This is a genomic window from Uliginosibacterium sangjuense, assembly GCF_059132465.1.
On record NZ_CP101132.1, the window covers coordinates 1146161 to 1161255 of the forward strand.

14 protein-coding genes are annotated in these 15095 nt (G+C 63.3%); 7 read left to right on the plus strand and 7 right to left on the minus strand.

What is annotated here, in order from left to right:
• Positions 1-108: 108 nt before the first annotated feature.
• From NMB43_RS05245 to NMB43_RS05260, 4 genes are all read right to left on the minus strand, one after another.
• On the minus strand, positions 109-957 hold the full coding sequence (locus tag NMB43_RS05245; RefSeq protein ID WP_494351102.1) for a prepilin peptidase: 849 nt from the start codon (positions 955-957) through the stop codon (positions 109-111).
• Between the two features lie 40 nt (positions 958-997).
• Complete coding sequence (locus tag NMB43_RS05250; protein ID WP_494351103.1) at positions 998-2239, minus strand: type II secretion system F family protein; 1242 nt, start codon at positions 2237-2239, stop codon at positions 998-1000.
• 17 nt (positions 2240-2256) lie between these two features.
• A complete protein-coding gene (pilB, locus tag NMB43_RS05255) occupies positions 2257-3975 on the minus strand; it encodes a type IV-A pilus assembly ATPase PilB (RefSeq protein ID WP_494351104.1) in 1719 nt (572 codons plus the stop codon).
• A 208-nt stretch (positions 3976-4183) separates the two neighbouring features.
• Complete coding sequence (locus NMB43_RS05260) at positions 4184-4993, minus strand: cytochrome C assembly family protein (protein WP_494351105.1); 810 nt, start codon at positions 4991-4993, stop codon at positions 4184-4186.
• Positions 4994-5081: 88 nt separating this feature from the next.
• Here NMB43_RS05260 and ffh point away from each other — a divergent pair, with 88 nt between their 5' ends.
• The 4 genes from ffh (at position 5082) to NMB43_RS05280 (ending at position 10189) form a co-directional block, all read left to right on the plus strand.
• A complete protein-coding gene (gene ffh, locus NMB43_RS05265; protein WP_494351106.1) occupies positions 5082-6446 on the plus strand; it encodes a signal recognition particle protein in 1365 nt (454 codons plus the stop codon).
• A 220-nt stretch (positions 6447-6666) separates the two neighbouring features.
• The gene (locus tag NMB43_RS05270) at positions 6667-8001 is read left to right on the plus strand and encodes a citrate transporter (protein ID WP_494351107.1); all 1335 of its coding nucleotides are present in this window, start codon (positions 6667-6669) and stop codon (positions 7999-8001) included.
• 128 nt (positions 8002-8129) lie between these two features.
• Entirely contained in the window at positions 8130-9386 is a 1257-nt protein-coding gene (locus tag NMB43_RS05275; protein ID WP_494351108.1) for a putative Na+/H+ antiporter, read from the plus strand.
• The gene (locus tag NMB43_RS05280) at positions 9383-10189 is read left to right on the plus strand and encodes a ferritin-like domain-containing protein (RefSeq protein ID WP_494351109.1); all 807 of its coding nucleotides are present in this window, start codon (positions 9383-9385) and stop codon (positions 10187-10189) included. Before NMB43_RS05275 ends, NMB43_RS05280 begins: the two co-directional genes overlap by 4 nt.
• A gap of 55 nt (positions 10190-10244) precedes the next feature.
• Here the strand turns inward: NMB43_RS05280 and NMB43_RS05285 are convergent, their stop codons facing one another.
• Complete coding sequence (locus tag NMB43_RS05285; protein WP_494351110.1) at positions 10245-10880, minus strand: c-type cytochrome; 636 nt, start codon at positions 10878-10880, stop codon at positions 10245-10247.
• Positions 10881-10974: 94 nt separating this feature from the next.
• Here NMB43_RS05285 and yihA point away from each other — a divergent pair, with 94 nt between their 5' ends.
• The 3 genes from yihA to NMB43_RS05300 all read left to right on the plus strand — a co-directional run bounded on the left by yihA (position 10975) and on the right by NMB43_RS05300 (position 13440).
• Positions 10975-11613: a ribosome biogenesis GTP-binding protein YihA/YsxC gene (yihA, locus tag NMB43_RS05290; protein ID WP_494351111.1), complete on the plus strand. Its 639-nt coding sequence runs from the start codon at positions 10975-10977 to the stop codon at positions 11611-11613.
• 344 nt (positions 11614-11957) lie between these two features.
• A complete protein-coding gene (gene hemB / locus NMB43_RS05295) occupies positions 11958-12962 on the plus strand; it encodes a porphobilinogen synthase (protein WP_494351112.1) in 1005 nt (334 codons plus the stop codon).
• 31 nt (positions 12963-12993) lie between these two features.
• Positions 12994-13440 carry a GNAT family N-acetyltransferase gene (locus tag NMB43_RS05300; RefSeq protein ID WP_494351113.1) on the plus strand — a complete coding sequence of 149 codons (447 nt, stop codon included), beginning with the start codon at positions 12994-12996 and terminating at the stop codon, positions 13438-13440.
• Here NMB43_RS05300 and NMB43_RS05305 read toward each other — a convergent pair.
• Positions 13426-14052 carry a pyrimidine 5'-nucleotidase gene (locus NMB43_RS05305; RefSeq protein WP_494351114.1) on the minus strand — a complete coding sequence of 209 codons (627 nt, stop codon included), beginning with the start codon at positions 14050-14052 and terminating at the stop codon, positions 13426-13428. The genes NMB43_RS05300 and NMB43_RS05305 overlap by 15 nt on opposite strands.
• 40 nt (positions 14053-14092) lie before the next feature.
• Positions 14093-15094 (minus strand): hydroxyacid dehydrogenase, encoded by a 1002-nt coding sequence (locus tag NMB43_RS05310; RefSeq protein WP_494351115.1) that lies wholly within the window; start codon positions 15092-15094, stop codon positions 14093-14095.
• Between the last annotated feature and the right edge of the window lies 1 nt (position 15095).

A 15095-nucleotide genomic window follows, 5' to 3' on the forward strand; every position in this document is an offset into this window, starting at 1 on the left:
GATTCCAAAAAGTGAAGTCGAAATAACAGAGTTTAGCGGAATGCAGCCAAGCAAGAAATGTTCTTGTCGCTTCCGGCTAGCAGTAGATGGGGATGGTTTGCGCGAGATTCAAGCACCCGGCAGTAGCCAGGCGCGCAGAATGTCGCCAAAGAACAGGGTAAGAACCCCCGCTGCGGCAAGATAAGGACCAAAGGGGATGGGTGTTTCGCGGCCGTGACGTGCAAACAGGATCAGGCCGATTCCGACCAGCGCGCCGACCGCGGAGGACAGCAGGATCACCATCGGCAAGGCCTGCCAGCCGAACCAGGCGCCGATGGCGGCGAGCAACTTGAAGTCGCCATAGCCCATTCCTTCCTTGCCGGTCAGCAGCTTGAAGCCCCAGTAAATGCTCCACAGCGCGAGATAGCCCGCCATCGCGCCAATCACCGCCGCATCCAGTTCGGCGAACACGCCCCACAGGTTGAAGATCAGGCCCAGCCACAGCAGGGGCAGGGTGATGTCGTCCGGCAACAGGAAGGTGTCGAGGTCAATGAAGGTCAGCGCGATGGCGGCCCAGACGAACAGCAGGCCGCCGAGGCATGCCGGGCCATAGCCCGTCTTGGCTGCCACCAAGCCGGAGAGTGCGGCTGTCAGCACTTCGATGACCGGGTAGCGTGCGCTGATGGGGGCCTGGCAGTGGCGACAGCGACCGCGCAGGAACAGGTAGCTGAACAGTGGAACGTTTTCCAGGGCCGTGATGAGGTGTCCGCAGTGTGGGCAGCGTGAGCGCGGTACGGCGAGATTGAAACGCTCGACCGCGACCTGCTCGCCGGTGAACTCGGCGGCTTCCGCACGCCAGCGGTTCTCCAGCATCTTGGGCAGGCGATGGATCACCACATTGAGAAAGCTGCCGACGCAGAGACCGATGACGGTGCATATGCTGATCAGCACAGTCGGGACGTGTAGATAATCGGTCATGAAGGAACTGGGCCGCCCTGAAGGAGGCCCGCAGATAAGGTCAGACGACGGCACCGAGCTTGAAGATCGGCAGGTACATAGCGACGACAAGGCCACCAATGACCACGCCCAGGAACACAATGATCAGGGGTTCGATGAGCTGGGACAGACCGGCCACCATTTCGTCGACTTCGCGCTCAAAGAAGTCTGCGACCTTTGAACACATGCCGTCTAACTGGCCGGACTCTTCGCCGATCGAAACCATCTGAACCACCATGGCGGGAAAGACTTGGGCGCCCTGCATCGCCACCGTGAGACTAGTCCCGGTGGCGACTTCGTTCTGGATGTTCTTGGTTGCGACCTTGTAGATGTGGTTACCGGCAGCGCCAGCGACTGAGTCCAGCGCTTCCACCAGCGGTACGCCTGCTGCGAACATGGTGGACAGGGTACGGGTCCAGCGCGCGATCGTGGCCTTACGGATGATCTCCCCGATGACTGGAATCTGTAGGATTGCCTTGTCCACTGCGGCCTGCATGGCGGGGGAACGTTTGTAGAAATAACTGATGGCAAAGACAGCAGCAATCAGGCTACCAAAAAGGATGGGCGCGTTATTCACAAATGCATCCGACAGTGCGATGACGAACAGGGTTGGGGCTGGCAGTTCGGCGCCGAAGTTTGTGAATACACTCTTGAACTGCGGAATAACGAACAACATCATGACCGTCACAACGCCGCCAGCCACGACTACCACGGAAATTGGGTAAAACAGTGCCGATTTGATCTTGCCCTTGATGGCTAGGATCTTCTCTTTATAGGTAGCCAGGCGGTCCAGCAGGTTTTCAAGCGCACCGGACTGTTCGCCCGCACCGACAAGATTGCAGTAAAGCTGGTCGAAATAGATGGGATGTCGGCGCATGGCCTGAGACAGACTGGTGCCGGTCTCGACGTCATTGCGGATTTCATTGAGCAGGCGTGCCACGGCCGGGTTGCTGGAGCCCTTGATGGCGATATCGAAGGACTGCAGCAGCGGCACGCCGGATCGCATCATGGTGGCGAGCTGGCGGGTGAAGATCGCGATGTCCTTGTCCTTGATCTTGGCGCCCCGGCCGAAGCTGCGTTTCTTGACCTTGGTGACCGAGATGCCCTGGCGGCGCAGGGTGGCCTGGACCACGTTTTCGGTATGCGCGCGCATTTCGCCGCGCACGATCTTGCCGACTTTGTCCTTGCCCTCCCAGGTAAAGAGAATCTCCTTGGATTCCTGCTGGCGGGGACGTGGGGTACGGGTGCGGGTTGCGGTGGCCATGTATCAGTCCGATAGGATCATTCGTTGGTGGTTGCCAGTACCTCGATCAACGAGGTCACGCCTTGTTTGACCTTCAGCAGGCCGGATTGCCGTAGATCGCGCACGCCTTCCAGCTGCGCCTGTGCCGCGACGTCCATCGAGTTGCCGCCGGTCATGATGATGCGCTGGATTTCTTCGGAGATCGGCATGACCTGATAAATGCCCACGCGGCCCTTGTAGCCGGAGCCTTTGCAGCGATCACAGCCAACTGGGCCGTAGGGTTGCCAACTGCCGTCCAGGTCGTTCTCCGCGAAGCCTGCCTGTAGTAGCGCTTCGACAGGGATGTCGACGGGTTTCTTGCAAGAGCAAAGGCGGCGAGCAAGACGCTGGGCGGTGATCAGGATCACGCTGGAGGCGATGTTGAAGGGCGCAACCCCCATGTTGCGCAGTCGCTCCAAGGTGGTCGGGGCATCGTTGGTGTGCAGTGTGGACAGCACCAAGTGACCTGTTTGGGCCGCTTTGATCGAGATCTCGGCGGTTTCCAGATCACGGATTTCACCCACCATGATCACGTCCGGATCCTGCCGCAGGAAGGATTTGAGCGATACGGCAAAGTTCAGGCCCGCCTTGTCGTTCATGGTGACCTGGTTGATGCCGGGCAGATTGATTTCGGCCGGGTCTTCCGCTGTCGAGATGTTCACGCCAGGCTTGTTCAGGATGTTGAGGCAGGTATAGAGCGACACCGTCTTGCCCGAACCGGTCGGGCCGGTGACCAGGACCATGCCATAGGGCCGGTTGACCGCATCCAGCAAGGCTTGCTTCTGGTCAGGTTCATAACCCAGAGCGTCGACCCCGAGCATGGCGGAGCTGGGATCGAGAATACGCATCACGATCTTCTCGCCGTGCAGGGTGGGCAGGGTGGAAACCCGGAAGTCGATGGCCTTCTGCTTGGAGATCACCAGCTTCATGCGGCCGTCCTGGGGAACGCGCTTCTCGGCGATGTCCAGGCGCGAGATGACCTTGATGCGGGCGGCGATCTTCTCCTTCAGGGCGAGCGGGGGCTGGGCAATCTCGCGTAGCACCCCGTCGGTGCGGAAGCGGATGCGGTAGTACTTCTCGTAGGGTTCGAAGTGAATGTCCGAGGCGCCTTCGTTGATGGCGTCGGTCAGCATCTTCTGGATGAAGCGCACCACGGGCGCGTCGTCCACGTCCGCTCCGGCGCCGGTATCGGCAGAGGTGTCCTCTTCCGCCAGCTCGGTCATGCTGTCGAGATCGAAGTCGTCGCCCTTGGTGAGGTCATCCAGCGTCTTGGCCGCGGACTCCGTTATCTTGGCGATGAACTGGACGAGCTTGTCGACTTCTACCACGACTGGGTCGACGGCCATGCCGGACTGGAAGCGGATTTCGTCGATCGCCCGCAGGTTGGTCGGATCGGCCAGGGCGACGGTCAGGCGATTGGCGCGCTTGTTGAGGGCGACGACCTGATGCTTGGTGACCAGCTTGGGGTCGATGGCGTCGCGTGGGGCCTGGGCCTCGTCGAACATCGCCAGATCGAGTACCGGAAAGCCGAAGGTTTCGGCGCCGAATACCGCGAGTTGCATCGGCTTCATGACTCCGCGCTGGACGACCTCGGCGACGAATCCGCCAGGATTCCCGGGCGCACTGGAGCAGGCGACGGCATCCGCTTCGGAGAGTCGGCCATGCTGGACCAGGGCCCGAGCCAGACCACTGAGCGCTGCCTGGGGGTTTGCCGCCATGAATCTTTATCCGTTATCAATAACTTACACGCGATACTTCATGTTGCGCCCGTCCTGCGCGCTTTGTAAAGCATCCTCCCGCCAAGCGTGACTGGTGGCCCGCCGATGGGCGCGAACAGTCGGACACCCGTGCATCCTGTCGGTATTGTCGGCCAAAAAGCCTGCGAATGAAGGTCTGCGGGATTTGTGGTGGCATCAGGGCGACGAATCAAGGGCGGGCCAGGATGATCTCCAGCACGAAGCGGGTGCCGACGTAGGCCAGCAGCAGGCACAGGAAGCCCGTCAGAGTCCAGCGCTGTGCTGTGCGGCCGCGCCAGCCGCGCAGGTGGCGCCCAAGCAGCAAGCCGCCGAATACCAGCCAGGAGAGCAGGGTGAAGATGGTCTTGTGGCTGAAGGTGAAGGGTTTGCCGAAAACCTGCTCGGAGAAGACGACGCCGGATAGCACCGTCAGGGTCAGGAAGATGAAGGCGATCCCGATCAGGCGGAACAGCAGGTTCTCCAGGGTCAGCAAGGGCGGCAGGCCTTCCATGCCGGGGTTGAGACGGGCGCGGTGCAGTTGCTTCTCGGCCAGGCTCATCATCAGGGCATGCAGCGCGGCGAGGGTGAAGAGACTGTAGGCCAGCATGGCGACAATGAAATGGCCGCGGAAGGTCCAGGTGTCCAGTGCTCCTGGGTGCAGCGGGCCGGGCAGGACAAGGGGCAACACACAACAGATTGCGGCGACCGGCATGGCCCACGCGAGCAGCTTGTTGATGCGGGCGAAATGGCTTTCGAAGAAATACACGGCCACGACCAGCCACAAGGTCAGCGAGAGCGAGCTGGCCAGCCCGAAGCGCAGGCTGCCAGCCGCGAACATGTCCTGGTATAGCGCGCCAGCGTGCAGGGCGAGGGCGAGCAGCGGCAGGCCATGCAACAGCGAGCTTGCCGAGCCACCGCTGGCCGCATGGAGGCGCCGCCAGATCAGCCCGAGGAAAACGTAAATGGAGGCGGGTAGCAGATGCAGTAAAATCGCGGACATTCGCGCAGTGTAACCGCCTCTGTCCGGGTGGAGACACGCAGCCCTATTCGTTGCGCCTCATCGACCCTCACCCTTCTCGATCCTACCCATGCTGGATAACCTGACTCAAAGGCTCGCCAAGGTCGTCAAGACGCTGCGCGGGCAGGCACGCCTGACCGAAGACAATATCGCCGAGATGCTGCGCGAGGTGCGCATGGCCTTGCTGGAGGCGGACGTGGCGCTGCCGGTGGTCAAGGAGTTGATTGCGCGAGTCAAGGAGAAGGCGCTGGGGCAAGAGGTGGTCGGTTCCTTGACGCCAGGCCAGGCGCTGGTCGGCGTGGTGCACAAGGAGCTCACCGAAATCATGGGGGGGGCTCAGTCGGCGCTCAGCTTTGCAACGCAGCCGCCGGCCATCATCCTGATGGCGGGCTTGCAGGGCGCGGGCAAGACCACCACCGTCGGCAAACTGGCCAAGTTCCTGAAGGAAAAGCACAAGAAGAAGGTGCTGACGGTCTCTTGCGATGTCTATCGCCCGGCGGCCATCGCGCAGTTGCAGACCGTATCCGGTCAGGCCGGCGCCGAGTTCTTTCCCTCCACTGTGGAGCAGAAGCCGGTCGATATTGCCAACGCCGCGATCGACTACGCCAAGCGTCATTACTTCGACGTGTTGCTGGTCGACACGGCCGGTCGTCTGACGATCGACGAAGCCATGATGACCGAGATCAAACAGCTCCACGCGGCCGTGCAGCCTATCGAAACCCTGTTCGTGGTCGACGCCATGCTGGGTCAGGACGCCGTCAACACCGCGCGTGCCTTCAACGAGGCGCTGCCTCTGACCGGCGTCGTGCTGACCAAGCTGGATGGCGATTCGCGCGGCGGCGCGGCGCTGTCGGTGCGCCAGGTGACGGGCAAGCCGATCAAGTTCTCGGGCGTGGGCGAGAAACTGACCGGGCTGGAAGAATTCCACCCCGAACGCATGGCCAGTCGCATCCTCGGCATGGGCGACATCCTGTCGCTGGTCGAGGAAGCGCGCACGATGGTCGATGAGGAAAAAGCGCGCGAGTTTGCCGACAAGCTGAAGAAGGGCAAGGGTTTCGATCTCAATGACTTCAAGGAACAGATCGGCCAGATGCGCAACATGGGTGGTCTGTCGGCGCTGATGGACAAGATGCCGGCGCAGTTCGCGCAGGCGGCGTCGCAGGTGCAGGGGGATGCGGCGGAGAAGTCCATGCGCCGCGTGGAAGGCATCATCAATGCCATGACCCCGGCCGAGCGCAGCAACCCCGAACTCATCAAGGCCAGCCGCAAGCGCCGTATCGCGACCGGAGCCGGCGTGCAGGTGCAGGAAGTCAATCGCCTGCTCAACCAGTTCGAGCAGATGCAGAAGATGATGAAGCAGTTCAGCAAGGGCGGACTGGGCAAGCTCATGCGTGGCATGGGCGGGCTCAAGGGCATGCTGCCGGGCATGCGCTGAGGCGAGGCGGGCTTGGTGGTTTCCCCCTGTTGCAGGACAGACATTCTTCCATTAGCTTTGTCTGACATATAACAAAGTCGTCCGTCATCTGGCCTGATTTACTGCCGGGTGAGGAGGGTGGGAAGCGTGCACCCGGGTGGTGCCTTTCTTGCTCCTTCAGCGGGCAATGCGTGAATAGCGCAGCAGTTGTTACATACATAACCAAAAACCAGGGAAAACCATGTCTCGAGTCTTGTCGCGCTCAGCATTGGCGCTGAGCCTTCTTGTGTTCTTCAATCCGGCTTGGGCCTCGGCAGGCGAGTTGCCCGCGTTGTTCGGCATTCCGGTCGATTTCATCTTGTTTGCCTGCACGCTGCTGGGCGTGGCGCTGTTCCACGACCATACGCTGAAGGTCGGCCTGACCGGTCTCACCGTGATCGTGATCTACAAGCTGATCTTCACCGGCTTTGCCCATGGCTCTGGCCTGGGGGGCTTGGTCAGCCATTTCGGTCACGAATGGGTCACGTTGGCCAATCTGCTGTGTCTGCTGATGGGGTTTGCGGTGCTGGCGCGTCACTTTGAGAAGAGCCATGTGCCGGTGGTGCTGCCCAAGTTCCTGCCGAACGACTGGAAGGGCGGCTTCCTGATGCTGGTGATGGTGTTCGTGTTGTCCAGCTTCCTCGACAACATCGCGGCGGCGCTGATCGGCGGCGCGATGGCGCATCAACTGTTCCGCGCACGCGTGCACATCGGTTACCTGGCGGCAATCGTGGCGGCCTCGAATGCGGGTGGATCTGGCAGCGTGGTGGGCGACACCACGACGACCATGATGTGGATCGACGGTGTGGATCCGGCCGATGTGCTGCATGCCTACGTGGCGGCGGGGGTTGCGCTGGTGGTGTTCGGCATTCCGGCCTCCATCGCGCAACACAAGTACTCGCCGATCATCAAGAACGCACATGAACACACCCATATCGACTGGGGGCGCGTAGGCATCGTGGGGTTCATCCTGGTCGCGGCCATCATCACCAACGTGTACATCAATACCCGCATGCCTGAGCTGGCCAATGGATTCCCCTTCATCGGCGTTGCCGTGGTACTGGCGATCCTGGTGTCGGTGGCGGTCCGTCGTCCGGACTGGGAGGTGCTGCCGGAAGCCTTCAAGGGCTCCATCTTTCTGCTCTCGCTGGTGAGCTGCGCTTCGCTGATGCCGGTGGAAAAGTTGCCGTTGGCGTCGTGGCAAACGGCTTTCGGCCTGGGCTTCGTGTCTGCCGTGTTCGACAACATTCCGCTGACCGCGCTGGCGCTCAAGCAAGGTGGCTACGACTGGGGCGTGCTGGCCTATGCCGTGGGCTTCGGCGGTTCGATGATCTGGTTCGGTTCGTCCGCAGGCGTGGCCTTGTCGAACATGTACCCGGAAGCCAAGTCGGTGGCCAAGTGGCTGCGCCATGGCTGGTATGTGGCGGTGGCCTATGTCATCGGGTTCTTCGTGATGCTTACTGTGGTGGGTTGGGAGCCGCATGAGCCGCACAAGGAGATCAAGACGCCGAGCGTTAGCACGGCGCCGCAACACTGAGCAGGTAGACTTCGCGTCGATCACGGGCACCGTATGGTGCCCGTTTGCGTTCTATGATCTGCTGGCGTGGAACCGAATGCCGGCACAGGCAGTCAAGCAGCTTCTAATACGTTTCGGGGGAATTCCGGATGCACCAGATCGACACGATCGCGACCGTGCTGTTTGCGCTGGCGATTGCGCACACCTTCCTGACCCACCGTTTCGAGGTGCTGGCGCACAAGCAACCCGCGCATGCGGGGCTATGGCATTTCTTCGCCGAAGTAGAGGCCGTGTTCGGCATCTGGGCCGCCGTGTTGGTCGTGATCATGGCGCTGCGCATCAGCGTTGACTCTGCGGTGGCCTACATGGAGGTGCTGAACTTCACCGAGCCCATGTTCGTGTTCGCGATCATGGTGATTGCCGCGACCAAGCCGGTGATCCGTTTCTGTGGTGGCTTGGTGAGCACGGTGGCGCGCAGCCTGCCGCTGTCGGAGAACGTCGCCTATTTCTTTGTCGTACTGTTTCTCGTGCCCTTGCTCGGCTCACTGGTGACCGAGCCGGCCGCGATGACCCTGGCTGCCCTGATGCTGCGCGAGCGCTTCTATTCGCGCGGCATCCCGGAATCGGTCAAGTACGCCACGCTGGGTGTGCTGTTCGTGAACATTTCCATCGGTGGCACCCTGACCAATTTTGCCGCGCCTCCCATCCTGATGGTCGCCAGCACCTGGTCTTGGGACACCGCCTATGTCTTCAGCACTTTCGGCTGGAAAGCGGCGATCGCAGTGCTGATCAACGCGGGTGTGCTGACCTGGTGGTGTCGGCGCGAGTTGCTGGCTTTGCCGAGCGTGGCCGAGACCGGCAAGCAACGCCCCTTGCCGGCCTGGGTGATCGCGCTTCATCTCGTGTTCCTCGGTGGCGTGGTCTATTTCGCCCATCATCCCGTCGTGTTCATGGCGATCTTTCTGCTGTTCCTGGGGCTGGCGGATGCCTATAAGCAGTTCCAGGACCGCCTGATCCTGCGTGAAGGATTGATGGTGGCCTTGTTCCTGGCCGGTCTCGTGGTGCTGGGCGGGATGCAGAAATGGTGGCTGCAGCCCCTGCTCGCGGACATGCATGATCTCGTGCTGTTCTTCGGCGCGATGGGGCTGACGGCCATGACTGACAATGCCGCGCTGACCTACCTCGGTTCGCTGGTGTCGGGCGTGGATGACGGTTTCAAATACGCCCTTGTGGCGGGGGCCGTGACCGGCGGCGGCCTGACCGTGATCGCCAATGCGCCCAATCCGGCAGGTTACGCGATGCTCAAGAATTACTTTCCGGATCAGTCCATCAGTGCGCGACGCCTATTCACCGCCGCCTTGCCGCCAACTGCCGTGGCCGCCGCCGCCTTCCTGCTACTGCGATGAACTGCGTGGAGGCGGGAGCCGCTGCGGCCCTGCTGTGTTGCGACCCGGCCGAAAAGTGCTCACGGGTACATGCCTTGGAGGCGGACTGGCTGGCCGGTGAGCTCTCGCGTGGCGGGCGCAGCCCGCTGGGCCGTGTCGAATTGCCGGGGCGTCCTGCGCGCCCGTGTCTGGTTTCGCCTGACCAGGTGCCCCGCCGCAGCGTGGGTTCGCGCGAAGGCCATGCCGCCTTGCTCCACGCCATCGCCCACATCGAATTCAACGCGATCAATCTGGCGCTGGACTGCGTGTTGCGTTTTTCGGTGGAGGGCGACCTGTTCGTAGCCCAATGGCTGCGCGTGGCACGTGAGGAGTGTGAGCATTTCGCGTTGCTGCAAGGCCGCTTGGGCGAGCTTGGGTTCGCCTATGGCGACTTCGATGCACACAACGGGCTGTGGGAGATGGCGGTGGCGACCGACCACGACTTCCTGGCCCGCATGGCCTTGGTGCCGCGCCTGCTGGAGGCACGCGGGCTCGACGCCACGCCGCCGATCCAGCGCAAGCTGCGGGAGATCGGTGACCAGGCTTCGCTGGCCATCCTGGACATCATCCTGCGTGACGAAGTGGGGCATGTGGCGGTGGGCGACCACTGGTTTCGGGTCGAATGCGCGCGTCGGGGCGAAGTGCCGGAAGCCGCCTTCCAACGTCTGATGGCTGAATTCGATGCACCGCGGCCCAAGGCGCCGCTGAACGTGGAGGCGCGCCTCGCGGCCGGTTTCAGCCAAGCCGAGCTGGACGATTTCCTGCGTCGGCGCGCCGAGCGCTGAGACCAAGAAAAAGGGCTGCCGTGGCAGCCCTTTCGTCTCCGGGGAGAGCAGGCTCTCAGCGCAAGCCGGCAATGTAGTCCGACACGGCCTTGATCTCGGGGTCGGTCATGCGTACGGCGATGGCGCGCATCATCGAGCTCGGATCATTGGCACGGGCACCGTCGCGGAAGGCCTTCAACTGCGCTTCGGTGTAGTCGGCGAACTGGCCGGCCAGGCGCGGGTACTGGGCCGGCAGGCCTGCACCGGCCGGGCCGTGGCAGCCGGCGCAGGCCGGGATGCCCTTGCCGGCATCGCCGGAGCGCCAGATCTTCTGACCGAACTCGACCGTGGCCTTGTTCTTGGCCACTTCGGGCTTGAGCTTCTGCTGCGAGAAATAGATCGCCAGCGCTTTCATGTCTTCCGGCGTCAGGGCTGCCACCATGCCGGCCATGACTGCGTTGTTGCGCTCGGCCGGCTTGCCGTTGGCTGGCTTGAAGTTGAGCAACTGCTTTTCCAGGTAGGCGGCATGCTGGGAGGCCAGCTTGGGGTTGGCCGAGATGGCGCTGTTGCCGTCTGCACCGTGGCAGGCGGCGCACACCGTTTCGGCGGTCTGCTTGGCCTTTGCCAGGTCCGGGGCGGGCTTCTGGGCGGTCTGGGCGGAACTGGCCTGGGCCGCGAACAGCAAGGCCAGGAGGAAAGTGCGCTTGATCATTGTCGTCTCGAAGGCGTGGGGCGATTAGAATCAGGCGATTCTATAACACGGTGCCCGCCCGGCGACAGCCGGTGTCACGCCCACGCCACGCTTCATGTCCATCTTCCGCCACGCCCAGTTCGAGATCTCGATTGCCAAGCCGCAGGACCTGCCTCCCCCCACAGGGCCGGAGATCGCCTTCGCCGGCCGTTCCAACGCGGGCAAGTCCAGCGCGATCAATACCCTGGTGCAACACACCCGGCTCGCTTTCGTCTCCAAGACGCCCGGTCGCACCCAGCTCATCAACATCTTCCGCATGAAGTCCGGTGCCGCCTTGATGGACCTGCCTGGTTATGGCTACGCCAAGGTGCCCGAGGCGATCCGCAAGCAATGGGTCCGGCTGCTGGAGAACTACCTGTCGCGGCGCGAGAACCTGATCGGCCTCATCCTGATCATGGACGCGCGCCACCCCCTGACCCCGCTCGACCGCCAGATGCTGGACTGGTACGCCCAGGGCGGTCGCCCGGTGCACGTGCTGCTGACCAAGTCCGACAAGCTGACCCGTGGCCCCGCCACCCAGACCCTGGCCACCGTGCGGCGCGAGCTGAAGGCCTGGGGTGACAACATCACTGTGCAACTCTTCTCCAGTCTCAAGAAGACCGGTATCGAGGAGTGCGAAGTGGTGGTGGCGGAGTGGTTGAAGCCCTATTCGGACGAACCGACCGAGCCGCAAAGCGGCGAGGGTTCAGAGTAAGCATCCGACAGGCCAGCCAGAGTGCTTGGGAAGCCGAGCGAGCGGCGTGCTGGCAAGGCGGCACGCACAGCCGTACAAGTGGTACGGCGAGCATGCCAACGCAGCCAGCGCGACGCGCAGCCGGCTTCTCAAGCACTCTGGAAAAAAATGACCCCCGACGCGAGGGGACACGTCGGGGGGCTCAAACAACCTGAACAACCCGGGGGAGTGTGTCCAGGCGCCCGCTCAGGGAGGTGAAGCGGGAGATGGCTGGCGCCATCTGCAGGCTATGATCCTGCCATTCCAGAATAGTTCCGGCCATTTTGAATTGCCGGTGGTTTTCACCCAGCTTTACATCGCAGACCATGACCCAGGACGCCCGTTTTCCCGCCATTCGCCCGCGCCGCATGCGCCGTGACGACTTCTCCCGCCGCCTGATGCGCGAATCGCACCTGTCGGCCGATGACCTGATCTATCCGGTGTTCGTGCTGGATGGCGAGCAGCGCGTCGAGGCGGTCTCCTCTATGCCCGGCGTGTCGCGCCTATCCATCGACAAGCTGCTGCACGTGGCCGAGCAAGCCGTGGAGCTGGGCGTGCCAGCGCTGGCGCTGTTCCCCGTGGTCGACAGTGCGTTCAAGAACGAGGCGGCTGACGAGGCTTGGAACCCCGACGGCCTGGTGCCGCGCACCGTGCAGGCGCTGAAGGCGCGCTTTCCGGAACTGGGCGTGATCACCGATGTGGCGCTGGACCCTTACACCAGCCATGGCCAGGACGGGCTGATCGACGCCACCGGCTACGTGCTCAACGACGAGACCCTGGTGGCGCTGGAGAAACAGGCCTTGTGCCATGCCCAGGCCGGAGCCGACGTGGTGGCGCCCAGCGACATGATGGATGGCCGTATTGGGCGTATCCGCAGCGCGCTGGAGGCCGGCGGGCATATCCACACGCGCATCCTGGCCTACTCGGCCAAGTACGCCTCCAGCTTCTACGGCCCCTTCCGCGACGCGGTGGGCTCGGCCGGCAATCTGGGCAAGGGCAACAAGTACAGCTACCAGATGGACCCGGCCAACAGCGACGAGGCGATCCGCGAAGTACAACTGGATCTCGCGGAAGGCGCCGACATGGTCATGGTCAAGCCTGGCATGCCTTACCTCGATATCGTGCGTCGCGTGAAGGAGGAGTTGCGTGTGCCGACCTTCGTCTACCAGGTCAGTGGCGAGTACGCCATGCTCAAGGCTGCCGGCGCCAATGGCTGGCTCAACGAGGAAGCCTGCATGATGGAATCCCTGCTGGCCTTCAAGCGCGCGGGTGCCGACGGCGTGCTCACTTACTTCGCGCTGGAGGCAGCGCGCGTGCTCAAGCGTGGGTGAGCTGTGTGTCCGGCCGATGCGGGCCGAGGACATGGCGGTGATCCACGCGGTGCAGTGTGCGGCCTATCCGCCCAGCCATCATGAGGCGCAGGCCGTATTGCTGACGCATCTGAAGGCCGCGCCGCAGTGCTGTTTCGTGGCTGAGCACGCAGGTGCCGTCTGTGCCTACCTGTTCGCCCATCCCTGGGCGGGCGATCTGCCGGTCCTGCATCAGGCCTTGCCGGCTTGCGCGTTACCCGAGTACCTGTTCATCCACGACCTGGCCGTGCACCCGCAGGCGGCGGGCCGCGGTGTCGCGGGTCGCTTGGTGAACGCGCTGCAGGCTACTGCGGAGGCGAGGCATTTGCGGCGCATCGTGCTGGTGGCCGTGGGGCAGGCCATGACGTTCTGGCAGCGCCATGGATTCAGCAGGCTTGCAGGCTTGCGGCCGCACGCCGGTTATGGCGAGGCGGTCGTGATGGAGTCAGCCGCGCGCTAGCTGCAGCACGCTGCGGTGGACTTGGTCGACATGCGGCGGCCGCTGCATCCGGCGCGTGATCCACACCGTGCGCATGCCCAGGCGCTTGGCCGTACGCAGGTTCTCGGCCGAATCCTCCACCATGATGCAGCGCGAGGCGGGCACGCGCAGACGGCGCAGCACCTTGCGGTAGGCCTGCAGCATCGGCTTGGGCTTGAAGTTCACATCCTCGACGCAGATCACATCGTCCAGCATCGGGCGGATGCCCAGCAGGTCGATGACCGCATGTGCATAGGCGCGCGGGCCATTGCTGAACACCACCTTGCGGCCGGGCAACCGGCGCAGCAGGCCGCACAGCGCGCGGTCGTGTACCACCATGCGCGGCAGGTCCGGGAACTGGTGAGTGTGATGCAGGAAGTGGCGCGGATCGACGCCATGATGGCGCATCAGGCCCAACAGGGTCGCGCCGTAACGTTGCCAGTAGTGCATGCGCAGCCGGTTGGCTTCGACCGAATCGACCTGCAGCAGGCGCGCCACGTAGTCCGTCATCGCCTGGTTGATGTGCGGAAAGATGTGTGCGCTGGCGTCGTGCAGCGTGTCGTCGAGATCGAACAGCCAGACTGGAGTCACCATGTGCCTGCCGTGTCGCTCAGTGTGTCGTTAAGTGAGCCGCTCAGTGAGCAGACATCGCGCGGAAACGCTCGGCGGTGATGCGCTCGGGCAGCGCCTCGCCGGCCTGGAAGGCAGCCAGCGCATCGACCACCTTGCGTCCCAGCCCTTTGCGCCAGTAGGACGAGATGCCGCCGATGTGCGGCGCGCACAGTACGTTGGGCAGGTGCAGCAGCGGATCTGCCTTGTCCAGCGGTTCCTGGTCGAACACGTCCAGCGCGGCGAACAAGCGCCCGCTGCGCAGCTCGACCAGCAGGGCGGCGCTGTCCACGAGTTCGGAGCGGGCCGTGTTGACCAGCAGGGCGCCGTCGCGCATCAGGCCCAGCTCACGCGCACCCAGCATGCCGCGCGTGCGCTCGGTCAGCGTGGCATGCAGCGAGACGATCTGGCTGCTCGCCAGCAGTTCGTCCAGCGTGGCCGGCGTGACGCCCAGGGCCTCGGCCTCGCCAGCAGAAAGGTGGCTGGAGTGGACCAGGATGTGAGGATGCAGGGGCTGCAGGTAGCGGATCAACTGGCGCGAGATCTGGCCCAGGCCGACGATACCGATGGTCTGGCCGTACACGCCCATGACCGTCTCCTTGCGCGACTGAGACCAGCGCCCATTGCGCATGCCTTCGGCATAGCCGTTGAGGTTCCAGGCGCCGGCCAGCATGAGCGCGAGGCTGCACTCGGCGGTGGATAGCGCCAGCATCTCGCTGGCGTTGATGATGGCGATGTCGCGCTCGAAAACCGTGGGGTCGAGATAGGGCGCCAGCGTGCCCGCCGCATGGCCGAGGAAGCGCAGCCGTGTGGCGCGCTGGCAGGCGGTGGCGGACAGGCGCGGCGAGCCCCAGGACATGAGGCAGGCGTCGTAATCGGCGATGCAGGCCTCGAAGGCTTCCTGTGTGAAGCTGCCGTCGGTGGGCGCCCAGGTCACTGTGCCCAGCGAGGCGAGGCGGTCCAGCGTGGTCGGGTCAAAGATGTTGCGGATGAGCTCGGGGTTGGTGATCGTGACGAGGATCTTCATC

Bases quoted from the DNA above. Each gene is read 5' to 3' on its own strand.
- NMB43_RS05245 (WP_494351102.1), bottom strand. From the start codon at position 957: ATGACCGATTATCTACACGTCCCGACTGTGCTGATCAGCATATGCACC.
- NMB43_RS05250 (WP_494351103.1), bottom strand. From the start codon at position 2,239: ATGGCCACCGCAACCCGCACCCGTACCCCACGTCCCCGCCAGCAGGAA.
- pilB (WP_494351104.1), bottom strand. From the start codon at position 3,975: ATGGCGGCAAACCCCCAGGCAGCGCTCAGTGGTCTGGCTCGGGCCCTG.
- NMB43_RS05260 (WP_494351105.1), bottom strand. From the start codon at position 4,993: ATGTCCGCGATTTTACTGCATCTGCTACCCGCCTCCATTTACGTTTTC.
- ffh (WP_494351106.1), top strand. From the start codon at position 5,082: ATGCTGGATAACCTGACTCAAAGGCTCGCCAAGGTCGTCAAGACGCTG.
- NMB43_RS05270 (WP_494351107.1), top strand. From the start codon at position 6,667: ATGTCTCGAGTCTTGTCGCGCTCAGCATTGGCGCTGAGCCTTCTTGTG.
- NMB43_RS05275 (WP_494351108.1), top strand. From the start codon at position 8,130: ATGCACCAGATCGACACGATCGCGACCGTGCTGTTTGCGCTGGCGATT.
- NMB43_RS05280 (WP_494351109.1), top strand. From the start codon at position 9,383: ATGAACTGCGTGGAGGCGGGAGCCGCTGCGGCCCTGCTGTGTTGCGAC.
- NMB43_RS05285 (WP_494351110.1), bottom strand. From the start codon at position 10,880: ATGATCAAGCGCACTTTCCTCCTGGCCTTGCTGTTCGCGGCCCAGGCC.
- yihA (WP_494351111.1), top strand. From the start codon at position 10,975: ATGTCCATCTTCCGCCACGCCCAGTTCGAGATCTCGATTGCCAAGCCG.
- hemB (WP_494351112.1), top strand. From the start codon at position 11,958: ATGACCCAGGACGCCCGTTTTCCCGCCATTCGCCCGCGCCGCATGCGC.
- NMB43_RS05300 (WP_494351113.1), top strand. From the start codon at position 12,994: ATGGCGGTGATCCACGCGGTGCAGTGTGCGGCCTATCCGCCCAGCCAT.
- NMB43_RS05305 (WP_494351114.1), bottom strand. From the start codon at position 14,052: ATGGTGACTCCAGTCTGGCTGTTCGATCTCGACGACACGCTGCACGAC.
- NMB43_RS05310 (WP_494351115.1), bottom strand. From the start codon at position 15,094: ATGAAGATCCTCGTCACGATCACCAACCCCGAGCTCATCCGCAACATC.